At 73.4% G+C, this 17215-nt stretch carries 16 protein-coding genes; 12 read left to right on the top strand and 4 right to left on the bottom strand.

Going from position 1 to position 17215, the window contains the following annotated elements; translation table 11 throughout:
* The first annotated feature begins 45 nt into the window (after positions 1–45).
* On the top strand, positions 46–1077 hold the full coding sequence (locus IEZ06_RS01400; protein WP_189234798.1) for an adenosylcobinamide-GDP ribazoletransferase: 1032 nt from the start codon (positions 46–48) through the stop codon (positions 1075–1077).
* Positions 1078–1203: 126 nt separating this feature from the next.
* Here IEZ06_RS01400 and IEZ06_RS01395 read toward each other — a convergent pair whose 3' ends face one another.
* The 3 genes from IEZ06_RS01395 to IEZ06_RS01385 form a co-directional block, all read right to left on the bottom strand.
* Positions 1204–2139 carry a CPBP family intramembrane glutamic endopeptidase gene (locus IEZ06_RS01395; protein ID WP_189234797.1) on the bottom strand — a complete coding sequence of 312 codons (936 nt, stop codon included), beginning with the start codon at positions 2137–2139 and terminating at the stop codon, positions 1204–1206.
* 130 nt (positions 2140–2269) lie between these two features.
* On the bottom strand, positions 2270–3316 hold the full coding sequence (locus IEZ06_RS01390; RefSeq protein ID WP_189234796.1) for a DUF1648 domain-containing protein: 1047 nt from the start codon (positions 3314–3316) through the stop codon (positions 2270–2272).
* Entirely contained in the window at positions 3313–3660 is a 348-nt protein-coding gene (locus tag IEZ06_RS01385; protein ID WP_189234795.1) for a GntR family transcriptional regulator, read from the bottom strand. Before IEZ06_RS01385 ends, IEZ06_RS01390 begins: the two co-directional genes overlap by 4 nt.
* A 91-nt stretch (positions 3661–3751) precedes the next feature.
* Between IEZ06_RS01385 and IEZ06_RS01380 the strand changes: the two genes are divergently transcribed.
* From IEZ06_RS01380 to IEZ06_RS01340, 9 genes are all read left to right on the top strand, one after another.
* Positions 3752–5275, top strand: a complete 1524-nt coding sequence (locus IEZ06_RS01380; RefSeq protein ID WP_189234794.1) for a leucyl aminopeptidase — start codon at positions 3752–3754, stop codon at positions 5273–5275.
* Positions 5276–5392: 117 nt separating this feature from the next.
* Positions 5393–6772, top strand: a complete 1380-nt coding sequence (gene lpdA, locus IEZ06_RS01375) for a dihydrolipoyl dehydrogenase (protein WP_189234793.1) — start codon at positions 5393–5395, stop codon at positions 6770–6772.
* 35 nt (positions 6773–6807) lie between these two features.
* Positions 6808–8274 (top strand): 2-oxoglutarate dehydrogenase, E2 component, dihydrolipoamide succinyltransferase, encoded by a 1467-nt coding sequence (sucB, locus tag IEZ06_RS01370; protein ID WP_189234792.1) that lies wholly within the window; start codon positions 6808–6810, stop codon positions 8272–8274.
* 177 nt (positions 8275–8451) lie between these two features.
* On the top strand, positions 8452–9345 hold the full coding sequence (locus IEZ06_RS01365; RefSeq protein WP_189234791.1) for a TIGR01777 family oxidoreductase: 894 nt from the start codon (positions 8452–8454) through the stop codon (positions 9343–9345).
* A gap of 40 nt (positions 9346–9385) precedes the next feature.
* Complete coding sequence (locus IEZ06_RS01360) at positions 9386–10123, top strand: Type 1 glutamine amidotransferase-like domain-containing protein (protein WP_189234790.1); 738 nt, start codon at positions 9386–9388, stop codon at positions 10121–10123.
* 29 nt (positions 10124–10152) lie between these two features.
* Entirely contained in the window at positions 10153–10830 is a 678-nt protein-coding gene (gene lipB, locus IEZ06_RS01355) for a lipoyl(octanoyl) transferase LipB (protein WP_229797696.1), read from the top strand.
* A gap of 186 nt (positions 10831–11016) precedes the next feature.
* On the top strand, positions 11017–11946 hold the full coding sequence (gene lipA, locus IEZ06_RS01350; RefSeq protein ID WP_189234788.1) for a lipoyl synthase: 930 nt from the start codon (positions 11017–11019) through the stop codon (positions 11944–11946).
* A 302-nt stretch (positions 11947–12248) separates the two neighbouring features.
* Positions 12249–12926 (top strand): DUF4191 domain-containing protein, encoded by a 678-nt coding sequence (locus tag IEZ06_RS01345; RefSeq protein ID WP_189234787.1) that lies wholly within the window; start codon positions 12249–12251, stop codon positions 12924–12926.
* Positions 12926–13804 carry a class I SAM-dependent methyltransferase gene (locus tag IEZ06_RS01340; protein ID WP_189234786.1) on the top strand — a complete coding sequence of 293 codons (879 nt, stop codon included), beginning with the start codon at positions 12926–12928 and terminating at the stop codon, positions 13802–13804. The genes IEZ06_RS01345 and IEZ06_RS01340 overlap by 1 nt, the downstream gene beginning before the upstream one ends.
* 151 nt (positions 13805–13955) lie before the next feature.
* On the opposite strand, the gene IEZ06_RS01335 is transcribed toward IEZ06_RS01340, so the two are convergent.
* The gene (locus IEZ06_RS01335) at positions 13956–14420 is read right to left on the bottom strand and encodes an RDD family protein (protein ID WP_068894289.1); all 465 of its coding nucleotides are present in this window, start codon (positions 14418–14420) and stop codon (positions 13956–13958) included.
* Positions 14421–14556: 136 nt separating this feature from the next.
* Here IEZ06_RS01335 and IEZ06_RS01330 point away from each other — a divergent pair, with 136 nt between their 5' ends.
* Together IEZ06_RS01330 and glnA are read left to right on the top strand one after the other, a co-directional pair.
* Positions 14557–15585 (top strand): hypothetical protein, encoded by a 1029-nt coding sequence (locus IEZ06_RS01330; protein ID WP_189234785.1) that lies wholly within the window; start codon positions 14557–14559, stop codon positions 15583–15585.
* Positions 15586–15745: 160 nt separating this feature from the next.
* On the top strand, positions 15746–17170 hold the full coding sequence (gene glnA / locus IEZ06_RS01325) for a type I glutamate--ammonia ligase (protein WP_189234784.1): 1425 nt from the start codon (positions 15746–15748) through the stop codon (positions 17168–17170).
* Positions 17171–17215: the final 45 nt, after the last annotated feature.

The raw sequence follows: 17215 nt of genomic DNA, 5'->3' as shown, positions 1-17215 counted from the left end.
GGGCCGTCCCGGCGGGCGGACGGCCCGGCGCTACGATCGTCGGTCATGTCTGGAGAACCGCCCCCGGAGAGCACCGGCACCCCCGGGAACACCGGCGGGCCCGGGGCTTCCGGCGGTCCGTCCGCGTTCGGTGACGGGCTCCGGCTGGCGGTCGGCACGCTGAGCGTTTTCCCGGTGCGGCCGGGGACCGTGGACCGCCGGGCGGGCGGACGGGCCATGGCGCTCGCCCCGCTGGTCGGCGCACTGCTCGGCGGGGTCGCCGCGGTCGTGCTCTCGGCCGCGCTCTGGCTGGAGGTCTCGCCGCTGCTCGCCTCGGTCCTGGCGGTCGGCACGCTCGCGCTGCTCACCCGGGCCCTGCACCTGGACGGGCTGGCCGACCTCGCCGACGGGCTGGGCAGCGGCAGGCCCGCCGGGCAGGCCCTGGACATCATGAAGCGCTCCGACATCGGCCCCTTCGGCGTGGTGACGCTGGTCCTGGTGCTGGGCGTCCAGGTCGCGGCGCTGGCGGAGGCCTCCGCCGCCGGATACGGGCCCGTCGCGCTGGTCGCCGCCTGCGTCGCCGGGCGGCTGGCGATCACCTGGGCCTGCCGGGAGGGCGTCCCGGCGGCCCGGCCGGGCGGGCTCGGCGCGATGGTCGCGGGCACCGTACGGCGCGGCCCCGCCCTGGCCGCGACCGCCCTGTCCCTGGTCGGACTGGTGGTGCTGACGTGCGCCTACTGCCTCGGGGCCCTTCGCCTGCTTCCTCCGGACGACGCCTTCGGCCGCCGCTACGCGGCGTACACCTCTGTGGAGGGCACGGGCATCGGTTCCTACGCGGCACTCGAGGGGATCGAGGCAGGTCCGGCCCGCTCGGACGTGGTGGGCGTGTCCCTCGCCCCCGCTGCCGATCTCCCCGCGAGCTGGTCACCGCTCATCGTGTTCCTCGGCCTTCCGGCGGTGGCGGCCGGACTGCTCGCCGCGTCGGTGCTGCGGCGCCGGGCGGTGCGGCGGCTGGGCGGGATCACCGGGGACGTGCTCGGCGCGCTCGCCGAGACCGCCGCGGCCGCCGCCCTGTTGGCCTGCGTGGCCCTGTGGTGAGCCCTGAGCCCTGTGGTGGGCCCCGCCGGGCATCCGGGCGCGACGGGACGGAAGACAACCCGCGCCGAGGACCCGGGCCGCGACCTCGGCCGGTGAGCAGTGGACGGTGGCCTGCGGACGGCGTTCTCAGACGGCGGCTTCGGACCGTGACACGGCGGGCCGCCGTACCGGCCAGCGCCGCAGCAGCACGGCGGAGACCGCCGCCAGCAGCGCCGAGCCGACCAGGCCGGTGATCCCGGCGACGACGAGGTCCGGCGGGGCTGCGGCGTCGCCCAGGAGCAGCGGGACGCCCGCCGTGGCGTTGAGCGCGCCGTGGCCGACGGCCGCGGGCCAGACGCTGCCCGAGTACAGCCGGAGCCAGCCGAGCAGGGCTCCGTACGGCACGCAGAAGACGATGAAGAAGGGGGCCGCCCAGGCGCCGAGCGCCGGGTAGTTGTAACCGAGCAGGGTGAGCGGGGCGTGCCAGGCCCCCCAGATCACCCCCGACAGCAGCAGCGCCCGCGCGGTGCCCAGCGGCATCAGCCGGGGCAGCAGCCAGCCGCGCCAGCCCCACTCCTCGCCGAACGCCGCGACCGTGTTCGTCAGCGGCCCGACCAGCACCGCCACCGCGAGCTGGGCGGCGACCAGGACATGGGGGTCGGCGGCCGGGGCCCGGCCGGGATCGGCTTCGGCGAGGGTCTGGCGGAACAGGCTGAGCCCGTCGAGGTCGAGGCTGAGCAGGCCGAGGGCGGCGCTGACCGCGGTCGCCGCGACGACCAGCAGCGGGGTGCCGAGCCAGGCCAGCGCGACGAACGCGGCCGTGCGGCCCCGGCGCTCGCCGAGGGTCAGGCCGGTGCCCGCGGCCCACTCGCGCCGGGAGGTCCGGGGCGCACCGCTCCGCCCGCCGTACAGCCGGACGGCCAGGGCGCCGAGGGCGGGGGTGGACATCATCGCCAGGCCGATCGCCAGGGCGGCCGGGGAGCCGAGTGCGACGCCCCCGAGCCAGAGAGGGGAGGCGATCAGCCAGGACAGGCCGAACGCGACGGACAGGAACACCCACAGGTCGGTGGGTCGGCGGGGCATGGCGTCACCTTTCACAGGCGGGACCGGCCCGCCCGCGGACGGAGGGGGCGGGCCGGAGGGGAACGGGGTGAAGGCTCTGCGCCGACGTGCGGATCGGCCGGGCGGTAGGGCTCGTGGCGGCGGGGTCCGGTCACGGGCGGAGGGCGTCGCTCTCGGCGGCGTAGGCGTTGAGGAGGGCGGCGCCGCGCTCGGCGTCGTCGGCGGAGACGGCGAACTCGCCGCCCGTGGTGCGGCGGACCACCAGGTGCTCGCCGCCGCGGAGCATGAGGGTCATCCGCCCGGTGCCGGGCACGCCCCGCAGCCCCCATCCCCCGACCTGGGCGGGGGTGGCCCGCTCCGCCCGGGCCGACTCGATCGCACCGGCGGGCACCCGGTAGGCGGGCCGGGCCAGCGGCCCGAAGCCGACCCGCAGGCCGTCGGCGTCGACCCTGACCTGGATCGTGGCGGTGGCGAGCCCGAGCAGCGCGGCGAGGGCGGTGGCCGCGGCGGTGGTCCAGGCGGCGGAACCGTCCAGGACTCCCACGGCGGCCAGCACGGCCGCTCCGGCCGAGGCGGCCAGCACCACCCCCGAGAGGGCGAGCAGCCACGGGTTGGAGGTGCGGCTCACCCAGACCGCGCGCCGGCCGGGGCGGAGCCGCAGGCTCGGCGCCTCCTCCGCGCGGGCCGGGGCCCGGTCCGGCCCTCCCCTGCCGAGCCATCCCGCGAGCACGCCCACCGCGACGGCGGCGCCCAGGACGGCGAGGACCGTCCAGCCGGGCAGCAGGGCCCGCCGCCAGTCGCCCGCGTCGAGGTTGGCCAGGAGCGTGGCGCCCTGGACGCCCAGCGCGAACACGGCCCAGCCGAACAGGAAGCCCCACCACTGCACGCGCGTCGGCCGCCCGCGCAGGGCCGCGCCGTGCAGGGCGGCGCCGAGCAGGAACGCCCAGGCCACGCCCCACAGGGCCAGGCCGGTGGCCAGGTCGCCGGCGAAGGGCATGCTCCGGTCCGGGACGGAGCCGCCGCTCCAGTGGATCGCCATCGGCTCGGGCAGGCGGTCGCGGAGCGCGAGCGGCACGGCGACCAGGACCGCGGTGACGAGCGCGCCCCAGACGGCGGCGACGGCGACGGCGAACCCCCGGGAGGAGGCGCGGCCGCCCGGCGGGGCGGACGTGGACGGCCGGCGGGCGGAGTCGGTCATGAGAGCTCCCTGATGATGTGGATGACTTCTTCGGGGCCGTAGCCGTACCGGTCGGCCTCGGCGAGCAGTTCGCGCACGGCCTCCGCCAGCGCCCCGCGGGCGTCCGGGCGGCTCAGCACGCTGACGCCCCGGCCGCGGCGGAACTCCAGCAGGCCCTCGTCCCGCAGCTCGCGCAGCGCGCGCAGGACGGTGTTGGCGTTGATGCCGAGCGCGTCCGCCAGGTCGCGGGCGGGCGGCAGCCGGTCACCGGGGGTGTAGGACCCGTCGGCGATGGCTCGGCGGATCGTCCCGGCGACCTGTTCGTGCAGCGGCCGGGGGTCGTTCAGGTCCAGAGTGAGCAACATGGTGCTATCGACACTAGCACCACATATGAGATGAAGCTACTTCGAATAGCACCATTCAAGGTTTACCGATTGGTAGGACGACCCCTCGTTTATGCGTACGGCCCCGGCAGGACTAGCATCGGCCTACGTGACCACTGTGCGGCTGAACTCAAGTGACAACGTCGTCTCTTTCGATACCGAAGCGCTGGTCGTCGGAGTCCACACCGGTCCGGACGGCCTGCGCGCCGCCCCCGGGGCCGAGGGGCTCGACGAGGCGTTCGGCGGCAGGCTCGCCGCCACCCTCGGCGCCATGGGCGTCAAGGGCAAGCCGGGTGAGATCGCCAAGGTGCCGACCTTCGGCGCGCTGACCGCCCCGCTCCTCGTCGCCGTCGGCCTCGGCGACGCCCCCGAGGGGGACTACGACCCCGAGGTCCTGCGCCGCGCGGCGGGCACCGCGACCCGCGCCCTGGCCGGGACCGGCCGCGTCGCCCTCGCCCTGCCCGCCGCGGACGCGGAGCGGACCGCCGCGCTGGCCCTGGGCGGGCTGCTCGGCGCCTACTCCTTCACCAGATACCGCACCGGCGGGGAGCAGACCGCCCCGGTCGGCGAGATCACCGTGCTCAGCCGCGCCGAGGGGGCCGAGGCCGCCGTCGGGCGCGCCGCCACCGTCGCCGCCTCCGTCTCCCTGGTCCGCGACCTGGTCAACACCCCGCCCTCGGACCTGTGGCCGGCCCGCTTCGCCGAGATCGCCGAGCAGACCGGCGCCGAGGCCGGCCTGTCGGTGGAGGTCCTGGACGAGAAGGCCCTCAAGGAGGGCGGCTACGGCGGCATCGTCGCCGTCGGCCAGGGCTCGGTCAACCCGCCCCGCCTGGTCCGGCTCGCCTACAGCCACCCGGAGGCCGCCAAGACGGTCGCGTTCGTCGGCAAGGGCATCACCTTCGACTCCGGCGGCCTGTCGCTCAAGCCGACCGCCTCGATGGACTGGATGAAGTCCGACATGGGCGGCGCGGGCGCGGTCTTCGGCGCGCTCGTCGCGATCGCCCGGCTCGGCCTGAAGGTCAACGCGGTCGGCTACCTGTGCCTGGCCGAGAACATGCCGAGCGGCACCGCCCAGCGCCCGTCGGACGTGTTCACCAGCTACGCGGGCAAGACCGTGGAGGTGCTCGACACCGACGCCGAGGGCCGCCTGGTCCTGATCGACGGCATCGCCCGCGCCGGCGAGGACTCCCCCGACCTGATCGTGGACGTCGCCACGCTCACCGGCGCGCAGATCGTCGCGCTCGGCTGGCGTACGGCCGGCGTCATGGCCAACGACGACGAGCTCCGCGAGGAGGTCGTCCGGATCGCCGCCGAGCAGGGCGAGAGCACCTGGGGCATGCCCCTGCCCGACGAGCTCCGCAAGGGGCTCGACTCCCCCGTCGCCGACATCGCCAACCTGCACCCCGAGCGCTTCGGGGGCATGCTGACCGCGGCCATCTTCCTGCGGGAGTTCGTGCCGGAGGGCGTGCGCTGGGCGCACATCGACATGGCCGGTCCCGCCTTCAACAAGGGCGAACCGCACGGCTACACGCCGAAGGGCGGGACCGGGGCGATCACCCGGACCCTCGTCGGCCTCGCCGAACAGTACTCGCGCTGAGGTCAAACCCTGCGCGAGCAGGGAACACGCGGCGTGGACAAGTGAAAAGATGCGCTTGCCGGGGCCCGGTCAGAAGCCGGCCCCCGGCGGCATAACGATCCGACAAGGAGCATTCCTGTGGCTGATGGCAGCGGCCCCTACGACATCGTCGTCCTGGGTGGCGGTAGCGGTGGGTATGCCTGCGCTCTGCGGGCGGCCGAGCTGGGCAAGACGGTCGTGCTGATCGAGAAGGACAAGATCGGCGGCACGTGCCTGCACCGGGGATGCATCCCCACCAAGGCCCTCCTCCACTCGGCGGAGGTGGCCGACGAGACGCGTGAGAGCGAGAGCTACGGCGTCAAGGCCCGTTTCGAGGGCATCGACGTCCCCGCGGTCCACGCGTTCAAGGACAAGATCGTCACCCGCGCCTGGAAGGGCGTGCAGGGCCTGCTCAAGAGCAAGGGCATCACGATCGTCGAGGGCGAGGGCCGCCTGGCCGGCCCCAACCGCGTCGCCGTGGGCGACGACGTCTACGAGGGCCGCAACATCGTGCTGGCCACGGGCTCGGCGCCCCGGTCGCTGCCCGGCCTGGAGATCGACGGCGAGCGCATCATCACCAGCGAGCACGCGCTCAAGCTCGACCGCGTGCCGGCCTCGGTGGTCGTCCTCGGCGGCGGCGTCATCGGCGTGGAGTTCGCCAGCGTCTGGCGCTCCTTCGGCGCCGAGGTGACGATCGTCGAGGGCCTGCCGCACCTGCTCCCGCTGGAGGAGGAGTCCAGCTCCAAGCTGCTGGAGCGCGCCTTCCGCCGCCGCGGCATCAAGCAGGAGCTGGGCGTCTTCTTCGAGGGCGTCAAGACCACCGACACCGGCGTGGTCGTCAGCCTGGCCAACGGCAAGACCCTGGAGGCCGAGCTGCTGCTGGTGGCCGTCGGCCGCGGCGCCGTCACCGCCGGCATGGGCTTCGAGGAGAACGGCGTCGCCATCGAGCGCGGCACCGTCGTCGTCGACGAGCACTGCCAGACCAGCGTGCCGGGCGTCTACGCGGTCGGCGACCTGATCCCGACCCTGCAGCTCGCCCACGCCGGCTTCGCCGAGGGCATCATGGTCGCCGAGCACATCGCCGGGCTCAACCCGCCCGCGATCGACTACGACGGCGTGCCCCGCATCACCTACTCCGACCCCGAGGTCGCCTCGATCGGCATCACCTCGGCCCAGGCCCGGGAGAAGGGCCTCGAGATCGTGGAGATGACCTACGACCTCGCGGGCAACCCCAAGAGCCAGATCCTGGGCACCCAGGGCGCGGTGAAGGTCATCGCGCAGAAGGACGGCCCGGTGCTCGGCATCCACATGGTGGGCCGCCGCATCGGCGAGCTCGTCACCGAGGGCCAGCTGATCTACAACTGGGAGGCCCTGCCCTCCGAGGTCGCCCAGCTCATCCACGCCCACCCGACCCAGTCGGAGGCCGTCGGCGAGGCGATGCTCGCCCTGGCCGGCAAGCCGCTGCACGTCCACAACTAGTCGAAGCCCTCACTCGGAACGCGAGAGAAGACACCATGCCGAAGTCCGTACAGATGCCCCAGCTCGGCGAGAGCGTCACCGAGGGCACCGTCACCCGCTGGCTGAAGAAGGAGGGCGAGCGCGTCGAGGCCGACGAGCCGCTCCTCGAGGTGTCCACCGACAAGGTGGACACCGAGATCCCGTCGCCCGCGGCCGGAATCCTCACCAAGATCATTGTCGCTGAGGACGAGACCGTCGAGGTCGGCACCGAGCTCGCCCTCATCGACGAGAACGCCACCGAGGGCGCCGCCGCCCCCGCCGAGGCCCCGGCGGCCCCGGCCCCGGAGCCGGAGCCCGCCCCCGAGCCGGAGCCCGCCCCGCAGGCGCCGATCTCCTCGATCCCGCAGCCCGCCCCGCAGGCCCCCGCCCCGCAGGCGGCCCCGCCCGCGCCGGCCCCGCAGGCCGCGGCTCCGGCGCCCCAGGCCCCGCCCGCGCCGCAGGCCCCCGCCCCGGCGCCGCAGGCCCCGGCCGCGGCTCCCCAGCCGTCCGCCGAGAGCCCCTACGTCACGCCGCTGGTCCGCAAGCTCGCCAGCGAGCACAACGTGGACCTCGACAGCCTGAACGGCACCGGTGTCGGCGGCCGCATCCGCAAGCAGGACGTGCTGGAGGCCGCGCGCGCCCAGCGCGAGCGGACCCCCGCCCAGGCTCCGGCCGCCGCCGCCGCGCCCGCCCCGCAGGCCGCCGCCCCCGCGCAGTCCGCCGCCCCGGCTCCCGAGCCGGTCTCGGTGGACACGACCCTGCGCGGCCGCACCGAGAAGATGTCGCGCCTGCGTCAGACCATCGCCAAGCGCATGGTCGAGTCGCTGCAGGTCTCGGCGCAGCTCACCACGGTGGTCGAGGTCGACGTGACCAGGATCGCGCGCCTGCGCGACCGGGCCAAGGGCGAGTTCCAGCGGCGCGAGGGCGTCAAGCTCTCCTTCATGCCGTTCTTCGCCCTGGCGACGATCGAGGCGCTCAAGCAGCACCCCAAGCTGAACGCCACGATCAACAGCGAGACCAACGAGGTCACCTACTTCGACGTCGAGCACCTCGGCTTCGCGACGGACACCGAGCGCGGCCTGCTCGTCCCGGTGATCAAGAACGCCGGCGACCTCAACATCGCCGGGCTGGCCCGCAAGATCGCCGATCTGGCCGAGCGCACCCGCACCAACAAGGTGAGCCCGGACGAGATCACCGGCGGCACGTTCACGCTGACCAACACCGGCAGCCGCGGCGCGCTGTTCGACACGCCGATCCTCAACCAGCCTCAGGTCGGCATGCTGGGCACCGGCTCGGTCGTCAAGCGCCCGGTCGTGGTGGACACCCCCGACGGCGAGGTCATCGCCGTCCGCTCCATGGTCTACCTCGCGCTCAGCTACGACCACCGCCTGGTCGACGGCGCCGACGCGGCCCGCTTCCTGACGACGGTCAAGCGCCGCCTCGAGGAGGGCCGCTTCGAGAACCAGCTGGGCCTCAACGCCTAGCCCCCGTTCTCTCCCTCCGGGCCGGCCCGCCTTCCGCGGGCCGGCCCGGTCCCTTTTCCCGGCCGGTCCCCGCGGGTCCCGGTGCCCCCGGCGGGTCCGCTCATCCGTCCCGCCGCCCGGGAAGGCGCTCCGCGGCGCCTCCGGGAGATCTCGGGAACGGCCGGTTAGATTGGCCGCATGACGACCATCATGACGGGTTCCTCCGGGTTGCTCGGCTCGGCGCTGACCAGATCCCTGCGGGCCGACGGCGTCCGGGTGGTCCGGCTGGTACGGCGGGCGCCGCAGAGCGCCGACGAGTCGTTCTGGAACCCGGGCAAGGGCCTCGTCGACCCGGCGGCCCTGGAGGGGGCCGAGGCGGTGGTCCACCTCGCCGGCGCGGGGATCGGCGACCGCCGCTGGACCGAGGAGCACAGGCGCGAGGTCCTGCGCAGCCGGGTGGAGGGCACCCGCACGCTGGTGACGGCGCTGACCCGGCTCTCGGCCCCGCCCGCGGTGCTGCTGTCGGGGTCCGCGGTCGGCTACTACGGCGATACCGGCGACCGCGAGGTGGACGAGTCGGCCCCCTCCGGTGAGGGCTTCCTCGCCGAGGTGGTCCGGGCCTGGGAGGCCGAGGCCGAGCCGGCCGCCGCCGCGGGGATCAGGACGGCGACGCTCCGGACCGGGCTGGTGCTCAGCGGCGAGGGCGGCATGCTCCGCCGCGTCCTGCCGATCTTCAAGCTCGGCCTGGGCGCGCCGCTCGGCTCCGGGCGGCAGTACTGGTCGTGGATCTCCGTGGACGACTGGGTGCACGCCGTACGGCACGTCATGGGCGAGCGGACGGTCGAGGGGCCGGTGAACCTGACCGCCCCGGAGCCGGTGACCAACGCCGAGTTCACCTCGGCGCTGGCGCGGGCGGTGCACCGGCCGGCGATGCCGCTGCCCGTGCCCGCCCCCGTGCTGCGCGCCGCGCTCGGCGGGTTCGCGCAGGAGGGCGTGCTGACCGGGCAGCGGGTGCTCCCCCGGCGGCTGCTCGACTCGGGCTATGCGTTCCGGCATATCCACCTCAACGAGGCACTCTCCGCCGTACTCTAGGGTCCCTGTTCCCACTGGAGTCACCGGGGAGATCGACATCATGAGCAGATCCGGCCAGTCGCACATCCTCGCCATCGGCGGCGGCTCGTTCCGCCCCTCCGCCCGCTACGGCTTCGTCGAGGCGAGCGGGCTCCTGCGCTACGGCCTCGACCTGACCGGCCAGGACCGGCCCCGGCTCGGCCTGCTGGCCACCGCGACGGGCGACGACGCGGAGTGGCTGCTGAAGATGTACGGGGCGTTCCGCGAGTGGGACGTCGAGCTCAGCCACCTGACGGTGTTCCCGATGCCCAACGTCGAGGACCCGGGCGAGTGGATCCTGAGCCAGGACATGATCTACGTCAGCGGCGGCAGCGTGGCCAACCTGGCGGCGCTGTGGCGGCTGCACGGCCTGGACGAGGCCTTCGAGGAGGCCTGGAAGGCGGGCGTGGTGCTGTCCGGGCAGAGCGCGGGCGCGCTCTGCTGGCACGTCGGCGGCAACACCGACTCCTTCGGCCCCGCCCTGCGGCCGTGGTCCGACGGCCTGGCGCTGCTGCCCTACTCGTGCGGCGTGCACTACGACTCCGACCCGCAGCGGCGCGAGCTGCTGCACGCGTCGGTGGCCTCCGGCGAGCTGCCCGGCGGCTACGCCGCCGACGAGGGCGTCGGGCTCCACTACGTCGGCACCGAGTTCATCCAGGCCGTCAGCGTACGGCAGGGCGCCTGCGCCTACCGGGTCGAGCACGACGGCGCGGACGGGGTCAAGGAGTTCCGCATCGAGCCCCGGCTCCTCACGTCCTGATGTCGGACCGGTCAACTACTCTTGAACCTGTGAGTGAGCTGGCAGTCGTCCGTCTCGGCGTTGATTTCCCCTACGAGCAGGCCTGGGATCTCCAGCGGCGGATCCACGCCCGGCGGGTCGCCGGGGAGGCGCCCGACACCTGCCTGATGCTCGAGCACGCCCCGGTCTACACCGCCGGGCGGCGCACCGCCCCGCACGAGCGGCCCGGTGACGGCACTCCCGTCATCGACGTCGACCGCGGAGGCCGGATCACCTGGCACGGTCCGGGCCAGCTCGTCTGCTACCCGATCGTCCGGCTGCACGAGCGCCTGGACGTGGTCACCTACATCGGCCTGCTGGAGGAGTCGCTCATCAAGGTCTGCGCCGACTTCGGGGTGCAGGCCGGCCGGGTCTCCGGGCGCAGCGGCGTCTGGGTCCCCGGCGACCCCTCCCACGGCCTGCCGGACCGGCAGGTCGGCGCGGTCGGCATCCGGGTGGCCGGCGGCGTCACGATGCACGGCTACGCCCTCAACTGCTCCAACGACCCGAGCTGGTACAACCGGATCGTCCCCTGCGGGTTCGCCGACGCCGGCGTCTCCTCGCTGTCGGCCGAGACCGGTCGCCGGATCGTGGTCGACGACGTCATGCCGTACGCCGAGAAGCGCCTGGCCGAGGCCCTCGGCGTGGAGAGCCGCGACCTGCCCGAGGAGGACCTCTTCCGGCGGTAGGGGCGGGCGGCCTCCCTCGGCGGCGACCGGTTCCCTCCCGCGGTCCCCCCGCCGTTCCCGTGAACGCTCCTCCGGCCGCACCGCGGCGGCCCCCCGCCGCCGTCGTGGCGCTCCTCCGGAGGTCCCCCCGCCGCCCCTGCGGCCCCGGGTCCGCTTCCCGGTGCGGGGGGACGTAAGGTGAGAGGCGTGACCGTAGCTCCAGAAGGCCGAAAGCTCCTCCGCCTGGAGGTTCGCAACGCCGAGACCCCCATCGAGAAGAAGCCCGAGTGGATCAAGACCCGGTTCCGGACCGGGCCCAACCACACCGAGCTGCGGGCGCTGGTCAAACGCGAGGGCCTGCACACGGTCTGCCAGGAGGCGGGCTGCCCCAACATCTCGGAGTGCTGGGAGGACCGCGAGGCGACCTTCCTCATCGGCGGCGACCAGTGCACCCGGCGGTGCGACTTCTGCCAGATCGACACCGGCAAGCCCAAGGAGTACGACACCGACGAGCCGCGCCGCGTCGCCGAGTCGGTCCGCCAGATGGGCCTCAACTACGCGACCGTGACCGGTGTCGCCCGCGACGACCTGCCCGACGGCGGCGCGTGGCTGTACGCCGAGACCGCCCGGCAGATCCACACGCTGCTCCCCGGCTGCGGCGTCGAGCTGCTGGTCCCCGACTTCAACGGCGACCAGGGGCAGCTGGAGGAGGTCTTCTCCGCCCGGCCCGAGGTGTTCGCGCACAACATCGAGACCGTGCCGCGGATCTTCAAGCGCATCCGCCCCGGCTTCCGCTACGAGCGCTCCCTGGAAGTGATCAGCAAGGCCCGCCGGGCCGGGCTGGTGACCAAGTCCAACCTGATCCTGGGCATGGGCGAGGAGCCGGAGGAGGTGCTGGAGGCCATGCGCGACCTGCACGAGGCCGGGTGCGACCTGCTCACCGTCACCCAGTACCTCCGGCCCACCCCGCGCCACCACCCGGTGGAGCGCTGGGTCAAGCCCGAGGAGTTCGTGCAGTTCGCCAAGGACGCGGAGGCCATCGGCTTCGCCGGGGTCATGTCCGGACCGCTGGTCCGCTCCTCCTACCGGGCCGGGCGCCTCTACAAGCAGGCCGTCGAGGCGCGCCAGAACGCCTGACGGTCCCCGGGGGCCCGAGGGCTCCGGCCTCACACCTCCTCCGAAGGGCTCCGCGTTCCGCGCGGGGCCCTTCCGCCGCCCGCCGTACCCTCTCGGCCACCGCGCGGTCTCCGCCGCGCCGCTTCGCCCGTCCGCCCGTCCGCCGCCCGTCCGCCGCTCGCCCACCCGTCCGCCGCTCGCCCACCCGTTCGTCCGCCCGTTCGTCCGCCCGTCCGCCGCGGCCTCTCCGGGCACCCTGCGCGGAGCGGCGCTCGAAGGTCACATTTTCATTTCTTGACCCCGGGATTTGTATCCTTCTGAGCATGGCCAAGAAGCCCGAAGTCCCAGAGACCCCGGGGCGCGTCAAGCAGCTCCGCATGATCGCCAAGATCATCAAGCAGGCCGACCCGAAGGGCATGCCGATCGTCTACGCGTCGGCGCTCGGCACGCTCGTCCTGTGCGTGGTGATCGGCCTGGTGACGGGCTGGTGGCCGCTCTACGTCATCGGCGTGATGCTGGCCCTCACCGTCGGCCTGGTCGTGTTCGGCCAGCTCGCCCAGAAGGCGCAGTACTCCATGCTCCACGGCCAGCCCGGCGCCGCCGCGGCGGTCCTGCAGGGCATGCGCGGCAACTGGGAGGTCACCCCGGCCGTCGCGGTCAACCGCGACCAGGACATCGTGCACCGCGTCGTCGGCTACCCCGGCATCATCCTGGTCTCCGAGGGGCCGGGCAGCCGCGTGCAGAAGATGCTCGTCGCCGAGAAGAAGCGGGTCCAGCGGGTCGCGCTCGACGTGCCGGTCTACGACGTCCAGTCCGGTGACGGCGAGGGCCAGATCCCGATCGGCAAGCTCCAGCGACACCTGATGAAGCTGCCCCGCAACCTCAAGAAGCCCGCGGTCTACGAGATCAACAACCGGCTCAAGGCGCTGCCCCAGACGCTGCCGATGCCCAAGGGCCCACTGCCGCGCGGCGCGAAGATGCCCCGCCCGAAGATGCGCTGATGTCCCCGGAAGGGGTCGAGCGCCGTCCGGTGGACGCCGTCGCCACCTCGCGGGCCAACCGCGGCTGGTGGGACGGCGCCGCCGACGACTACCAGGCGGAGCACGGCCCGTTCCTGCGGGACGCCGGTTTCGTCTGGTGCCCCGAGGGCCTCGACGAGGCCGACGCCCGCCTGCTGGGCGACGTGGCGGGCAGGGACGTCCTGGAGATCGGCTGCGGCGCGGGCCAGTGCGGGAGGTGGCTGGCCGGGCAGGGCGCCCGGGTGGCCGCCTTCGACCTGTCGTTCCGCCAGCTCCAGCACTCCCGCCGGATCGACCTCGACCACGCCGCCGGAGATGGTTCCGGCGGCGCTCTCGGGGATGACCCCGGCGACGGTCCCGGCGGCGCCGGGAGTGGTCCCGCCGGCCGGGCCCTGCCGGTGGTGCAGGCCGACGCCGAGGCCCTGCCCTTCGCCGACGAGTCGTTCGACCTGGCCTGCTCGGCGTACGGCGCGCTGCCGTTCGTGGCCGACGCGACGGCCGTGCTCGCCGAGACCCGGCGGGTGCTGCGACCCGGCGGCCGCTTCGTCTTCTCGGTCAGCCATCCGGTCCGGTGGGCCTTCCCCGACGATCCCGGGCCCCGCGGGCTGACCGCCGACCGCTCCTACTTCGACCGCTCGCCGTACGTGGAGGTCGGCCCCGACGGGGAGCCGAGCTACGTGGAGCACCACCGGACGATGGCCGACTGGGTCGACTGCGTCACGGCGGCGGGGCTGGTCCTTGCAGCGCTGACGGAGCCGGAGTGGCCGCCGGGCCACGACCGGGTCTGGGGCGGATGGAGCCCGCTGCGCGGCCGCCACCTGCCCGGCACCGCGATCTTCACCTGCGTCCGGCCGCGCTGACAGGCCGTCCCGGTTTCCGCCCGGCCCGGTGCCGCGCCCGTCTGCGCTGCTCCCGCCGGTGCCGTCCCGCCGGTGGACCGCGCGGGCCGGCCGCGCACCGATCGGCCGCCCGCGGGCGGCCGTCACGTCCGCCGGCCGCCCACCGTACGGGTCACATCCGCACGACCACCGTGTTCGCCGCGCGGTCGTGCAGTCCGCGCTGGTCGCGGTCCCAGATCAGCGCGGGTACGGCCAGGCAGAGCAGCAGCGTGCGGACCGCGACGGCCACCGGGCCGGGGCGGCCGCCGTCGAGCGCGGCCACCCGGATGCCGAGCAGGCGCATGCCGAAGGTCATCCCCATGGTGCCCACCAGGAGCAGGGTCGTGCCCGCGAAGATCGCGAGCGGGACCCATCCCCGCTCGACGGGGTCGACGCCGAGGAAGCCCTGGGCGATGGCCCAGGTGCAGATCAGCCAGTCGATCACGATGGCGCCGAGCCGGCGGCCGAATCCGGCGACCGCGCCGCTGCCCTCCTCGGGCAGCCCGAGCCGCTCTCCGGGGTAACCCAGGTCGATTCCGGCGGACCTGACCCCGCCGAGCCACGTCTGGGTCCATCGGGGCTGCTGCCTGCTGCTCATGCCCTCAACGGTATCCGCCGCCCGGTCCGCTCCCGAACCCGGCGGGGCCGATTTCCCAGACGGGACGAAAGCGTCCATTATGGTCGCCAGCATTCTCACTCACCACTTGCCGCCGGAGCACCCCCCAGTGTCAGACATGGACGACATCGACCGGCGCTTCCAGGAGCTCACCGCCCAGATCGACGAGGAGGAGCGCCGGAAGCGGAGCCGGGCCGTCGAACGGGAGTGGGCGCACCTGCCCCGGTTCAGGCGCCGCCGCCGGCGGCGGATCATCGCGGCGTCCGCGGCCGCGGCCACCGCGGTCCTGGTGGCGGCTGCGGGGGTGCTCGTCACCTACCGGCCGGAGCTCCTGGACTCCGTGGGCACCGTTCTGGCCGAGCGGCTCCCCGTCTTCGGGGAGAGCCCCGTCCCGGCCCCGGAGGAGGCGGCGGCGCCGGGGGCGGAGCCGATGGTGCCCTCCCCCTTCGACGGCTCTCCGGCCGCCGACTACGCCGACGGGACCGAGGGCCTGGTGATGCCGCCCGCCAGGGCGGTCGGCGGGCTGGGCAAGAAGGACGTCGCCAGGCTGCTCGACCGGACCCGCGCCCTGCTCGAGGCCTCCAATCTGGACCACCGCACCCTGCTCGAGGGTGATCCCGTGCCCTTCGCCAGGCTGCTGCCCGCCAGGAACCGCGCGTGGTTCCTCCAGAACGTCGACGGGAAGAAGAAGCGGCGGGGCGAGCACGTCGACACCCGCTACTGGCTGACCAGCTTCGCCCCCGGGAGCGCCAGCCTCGCCACCGATGTGATCAAGGTCCACGGGACGGCGAAGCTCTCCTCCTTCCGGGAGGACGGGGTCTCCGGCGCCCTGGTCAAGGTGGACTACCTGTTCGTCTACGCCGTGCACCGCCCTGGCCTGCCGTACACCACCAGGCGGGTCATCGCCCGCAGGATGGGCGAGGTCGGGATGTACCGGGAGTCCGGCGAGCCGGTGATCTGGATCCGCGACTGGCGCTCCGGCGGCGTCACGGGCGTCCGGTGCGACGTCGACGACGCCTTCGTGCACCCGTCCTACGAGGACTCCCCCGAGGACGAGGAGGCCACCAGGGCCACCGGCGCCCCGGTCGATCCATACGATCTGGCGGACCGCTCCGACGGGGACTGCTGGCTCGCGTCCAGAACCTGAAAACCGGGCAAAGGAGGCGTTGCTCCCACTCGATGACACCCGCCCTCCGGGCTACCGTGGAGGGGGCTCCGCTTAACACGGGTGAAACAAACGAGACACGGGGCGGTAACGGCGCAGGCCTACTTTCGGTCCGATAGCCCGTGCCCCTTGGGAGGTTCGCGTGTTCAACTCCGCCGACGACGTCCTGAAGTTCATCAAGGACGAAGGAGTGCAGTTCGTCGATGTCAGGTTCACCGACCTGCCCGGGACGACGCACCACTTCACCTTCCCCACGGAGAACTTCGGCTCCAGCGTCTTCACCGACGGCCTGATGTTCGACGGATCGTCGATCCGCGGCTTCCAGGCGATCCACGAGTCGGACATGCTCCTGCTGCCCGACCCGTCGACGGCGGTGCTGGACCCGTTCCGGCAGCACAAGACCCTGAACCTCAACTTCTTCGTGCACGACCCGCTGACGGGCGAGGCCTACAGCCGCGACCCGCGCAACGTGGCCCGCAAGGCCGAGGAGTACCTCCGCGGCACCGGCATCGCCGACACGGTCTACTTCGGCCCCGAGGCGGAGTTCTACATCTTCGACGACGTGCGCTTCGAGACCAGCGCGCACGCCAGCTACTACCACATCGACTCCATCGAGGGCGCCTGGAACACCGGCAAGGCCCAGGAGGGCGGCAACCTCGGCTACAAGCCGCGCTACAAGGGCGGATACTTCCCGGTGCCGCCGATGGACCACTTCACCGACCTGCGCTCGGAGATGGTCCGCCGCCTCATCGACGCGGGCATCGACGTGGAGATGCAGCACCACGAGGTGGGCACCGCCGGCCAGGCCGAGATCGACTTCCGGTTCAACACGCTGCTCAAGGCCGCCGACACCCTGATGCTGTACAAGTATATCGTCAAGAGCACGGCCCTGGAGCACGGCCACACCGTCACCTTCATGCCCAAGCCGATCTTCGGTGACAACGGTTCGGGCATGCACTGCCACCAGTCGCTCTGGAAGGACGGCGAGCCGCTCTTCTACGACGAGGTCGGCTACGCGGGCCTGTCCGACACCGCCCGCTACTACATCGGCGGCCTGCTCAAGCACGCCCCCTCGCTGCTGGCCTTCACCAACCCGACGGTGAACTCCTACCACCGCCTGGTCCCCGGCTACGAGGCCCCGGTCAACCTGGTCTACTCCCAGCGCAACCGCTCGGCGTGCATCCGCATCCCGATCACGGGCTCCAACCCGAAGGCCAAGCGCATCGAGTTCCGCGTGCCGGACCCCTCCTGCAACCCGTACTTCGCCTTCGCCGCCCAGCTGATGGCCGGCATCGACGGCATCCGCAACAAGATCGAGCCGGTCGAGCCGGTCGACAAGGACCTCTACGAGCTCCCGCCGGAGGAGGCCCGCAACATCCCGCAGGTGCCCGGTTCGCTGCCGGAGGTGCTGGCCGCGCTGGAGGCCGACCACGAGTACCTCCTGGAGGGCGGCGTCTTCACCCAGGACCTGATCGAGACCTGGATCTCCTACAAGCGCGAGAACGAGGTCGACCCGATCCGCCTGCGCCCGCACCCGCACGAGTTCGAGCTCTACTACGACGTCTGACCGGTCACCGCGCGGTGAGCTGCATGTTCATCGCGCGGTCCCCGT

The sequence above is a fragment of the Planomonospora antibiotica genome, assembly GCF_014647955.1.
Lineage (GTDB): Bacteria > Actinomycetota > Actinomycetes > Streptosporangiales > Streptosporangiaceae > Planomonospora > Planomonospora parontospora.
The sequence above is the reverse complement of the archived record's forward strand: the minus strand, read 5'-3'. Positions and strand labels throughout refer to the sequence as shown.

Coding starts and splice junctions, on each gene's coding strand:
- IEZ06_RS01340 (WP_189234786.1), top strand. CDS start 12,926: ATGTCCCCGGAAGGGGTCGAGCGCCGTCCGGTGGACGCCGTCGCCACC.
- IEZ06_RS01330 (WP_189234785.1), top strand. CDS start 14,557: ATGGACGACATCGACCGGCGCTTCCAGGAGCTCACCGCCCAGATCGAC.
- IEZ06_RS01385 (WP_189234795.1), bottom strand. CDS start 3,660: ATGTTGCTCACTCTGGACCTGAACGACCCCCGGCCGCTGCACGAACAG.
- IEZ06_RS01360 (WP_189234790.1), top strand. CDS start 9,386: ATGAGCAGATCCGGCCAGTCGCACATCCTCGCCATCGGCGGCGGCTCG.
- IEZ06_RS01390 (WP_189234796.1), bottom strand. CDS start 3,316: ATGACCGACTCCGCCCGCCGGCCGTCCACGTCCGCCCCGCCGGGCGGC.
- IEZ06_RS01380 (WP_189234794.1), top strand. CDS start 3,752: ATGCGTACGGCCCCGGCAGGACTAGCATCGGCCTACGTGACCACTGTG.
- IEZ06_RS01335 (WP_068894289.1), bottom strand. CDS start 14,420: ATGAGCAGCAGGCAGCAGCCCCGATGGACCCAGACGTGGCTCGGCGGG.
- IEZ06_RS01400 (WP_189234798.1), top strand. CDS start 46: ATGTCTGGAGAACCGCCCCCGGAGAGCACCGGCACCCCCGGGAACACC.
- sucB (WP_189234792.1), top strand. CDS start 6,808: ATGCCGAAGTCCGTACAGATGCCCCAGCTCGGCGAGAGCGTCACCGAG.
- IEZ06_RS01365 (WP_189234791.1), top strand. CDS start 8,452: ATGACGACCATCATGACGGGTTCCTCCGGGTTGCTCGGCTCGGCGCTG.
- IEZ06_RS01345 (WP_189234787.1), top strand. CDS start 12,249: ATGGCCAAGAAGCCCGAAGTCCCAGAGACCCCGGGGCGCGTCAAGCAG.
- IEZ06_RS01395 (WP_189234797.1), bottom strand. CDS start 2,139: ATGCCCCGCCGACCCACCGACCTGTGGGTGTTCCTGTCCGTCGCGTTC.